Raw genomic sequence first — 2,511 nt, 5'->3', positions numbered from 1 at the left:
TCAAACTGAGGGAGTTGAAGATAGATGTTTAACATATTTTCAACAATGGTGCCATTTAATTGAATAAGACTACACCAAAAGTCGCTTTCCCTTACGTAAGGGAAGCGACTTTTTAGATTGATTTTTCCCTTGTTATCAAGCTTTTTACTTTAAGCTTCTTTGACTAATTTTGAAAATGTTGTTGACTATTCAGTTGAACTGTATTATATTTTTATTAAGTTGAACTATATAGTAGAACTGAATAGAGGTTGAGGTTATGAAACACAAATTATTACCGTTGTCTGAAACCATGCATTATATTTTATTAGCTCTGCGTCAGCCACTCCACGGCTATGCCGTAATGCAAAAGATAGAAAAGATTAGTAACGGTACTGTTATTTTAGCAGCTGGTACTTTATACGGTGCGATTGAAAACTTGAATAAGCACGGTTGGATTGAACCTGTTGGAGAGTCAGGCCGGAGGAAAGTTTATATGATCACTGAGGAAGGAAATGCGATTTTGAAAATGGAACAAAACAGGTTGTTGCATATTTTATCCCTTTACGAAGGAAGTGAATGCAATGAAGAAAATTAAGATGTTTGTTGATATTGAAAAAGAGGAGCAATGGCTGAACGAGCAATTACAAAAAGGCTATCGCTGCACAAATATTAGTGGATTAGGAATATACACTTTCGAAAAAACTGACAAGAGATATGTGATGCGACTGGATTATCAAGATTATTTATCAAAGGAAAAGCTCAATGATTATAAAGGGATATATGAAGACTTCGGTTGGAATTATATAAAAGGAACCTGGCTTGGTGGAATTCAATATTGGCAAAAAGAAGATGACGGACAAAATGAAATCTTCTCGGACCGCCAATCGAGGAGTAATTATTATAAAAGATTGATGGGTTATTCATCTGGTTTAGCTATAGTGTTTTTGTTTTTCTCTTATATGCTTTACAAAGATTCAGGTTTATATTTAGCCGAAGGTCTTTGGAGTATGAAAGGTTCATTATTTTGGAAAGCATTCTTATTTGAAACTCCATTTGCCCTTTTAAGGTTGCTTCCTGCCATTATGGTTGTTTTTTATAGTATCGGTTACTATAAAGCATATCGAAAGTATTCTATGTTAAAAGAAAAATAATACGAGGAGGTTAATTAGGTACTTTTTTAATTCAAAGCAGTAATTGAGGATAATGTATCTACCACAGTCGGGCGCTTTTCTTTAATAAGAAAGCGTCTTTTTGAATGGACAACACATTTAAGGGATTGAGTTTTTAGAGGTGTAAAGAAGATTGTGAAGTAATGTACTTAAAGTAACGGGTGCTTTTCTAAAAGAAGGAAAAGTGCCTTTTTTGTTGAATTTATTGAACTAATGATAGCAGGTTAGTTAATTTATATTGGAGGAAGAAGGATGGTAAAAGTATTAGAATTAGCAAGTAAAGAAGTATTACAACAAGTATCAGAACTCTATAAAGAAGTTTGGAATAGTGAGGATAATACAATAAAAGAACGGATTTTAAAACATAGCTCATATAAGGGGTTTAGAGGGTTTGTAATCCTGTCTAAAGAAGATAAAGTAATAGGCTTTTCATATGGTTATACTTCATTACCTGGACAGTTTTATCACGAGTTACTTGCAAAGGAATTTAATTCAGAAGAATATCATAATTGGCTACAAGATTGTTTTGAATTTGTTGAATTAGCAGTCCATCCATCATATAGAAAACAGGGTCTTGGTAAAATGCTAATTACAAAACTATTAGAAGATGTTGACAACAAGACCACAATATTAACAACTCAAATCGATAATTATTCAGCACGTTCACTATATGAGTCTTTGCATTGGAAGGTTCTAAAAGAACCTTTTTATCCAAGCAATTCGAAACAGCCATATGTGATATTGGGTAAAGAATTAATGTAGTCCTTCTTCAACTAAAGGGTGCGTTAGTTTAACAATACTTTGCAATTATCGGAACTTTCCCCGCTCAGGATACGTATAGAAGGTATGAAAAGGTAATCATTAATAGAAATGGGGAATTGGTACGATGGAAGTAGCTTTAATTATCGGTTTGATAATTTCTATTATTCTTAATATGTATCTGTATTTTCAATTAAAAAGATACCAAGTAAATGACAATACATACAAAGCAAGATGGCAAGAAGTAATGGGATTGAGTAATCCATTGAATATTATTTTATGGATGATTTTAATATCGAGTATTCTAATTGTTGTACCAGTCATTTTATCTACCTTTTTCAACTAAAGGGTGCGTTGATCCAAGAAGGGTTAATGCACTTTTTTTGTTGAAGTTATTAAACTAAAGGTGCAGGATAGTTTAAGACATAAAATGGATATTTATGTTATGTTAAACTAATTTATGGAGGTGTATGGAAATGGAGATACGAAACTTCATACTACACGGCGATATACTATCAGTTGAAGCGAAGATAAATGGAAGTGATTACATATTAGGTGTTCAATGGAAAGTACCAGAAAAGCCTTATGATGAAACTTGGGTATT

At 32.7% G+C, this 2,511-nt stretch carries 3 protein-coding genes; all 3 read left to right on the top strand.

Annotation, left to right across the window (positions count from 1 at the left end; translation table 11 throughout):
- Positions 1–256 precede the first annotated feature (256 nt).
- The 3 genes from V7138_RS25185 (at position 257) to V7138_RS25175 (ending at position 1,910) form a co-directional block, all read left to right on the top strand.
- Positions 257–574 (top strand): PadR family transcriptional regulator, encoded by a 318-nt coding sequence (locus V7138_RS25185; RefSeq protein ID WP_335402758.1) that lies wholly within the window; start codon positions 257–259, stop codon positions 572–574.
- Positions 561–1,130, top strand: coding sequence for a DUF2812 domain-containing protein (locus V7138_RS25180; RefSeq protein ID WP_335402756.1), 570 nt, complete (start codon positions 561–563; stop codon positions 1,128–1,130). The genes V7138_RS25185 and V7138_RS25180 overlap by 14 nt, the downstream gene beginning before the upstream one ends.
- A gap of 270 nt (positions 1,131–1,400) precedes the next feature.
- On the top strand, positions 1,401–1,910 hold the full coding sequence (locus V7138_RS25175) for a GNAT family N-acetyltransferase (protein WP_335402754.1): 510 nt from the start codon (positions 1,401–1,403) through the stop codon (positions 1,908–1,910).
- The last annotated feature ends 601 nt before the right edge of the window (positions 1,911–2,511 follow it).

The organism is Bacillus sp. JJ1533, from assembly GCF_036965045.1.
Classification (GTDB): domain Bacteria; phylum Bacillota; class Bacilli; order Bacillales; family Bacillaceae_L; genus Ferdinandcohnia.
The sequence above is the reverse complement of the archived record's forward strand: the minus strand, read 5'-3'. Positions and strand labels throughout refer to the sequence as shown.

Excerpts from the sequence above, each read along its gene's own strand:
- V7138_RS25185 (WP_335402758.1), top strand. The coding sequence starts at position 257 with ATGAAACACAAATTATTACCGTTGTCTGAAACCATGCATTATATTTTA.
- V7138_RS25180 (WP_335402756.1), top strand. The coding sequence starts at position 561 with ATGAAGAAAATTAAGATGTTTGTTGATATTGAAAAAGAGGAGCAATGG.
- V7138_RS25175 (WP_335402754.1), top strand. The coding sequence starts at position 1,401 with ATGGTAAAAGTATTAGAATTAGCAAGTAAAGAAGTATTACAACAAGTA.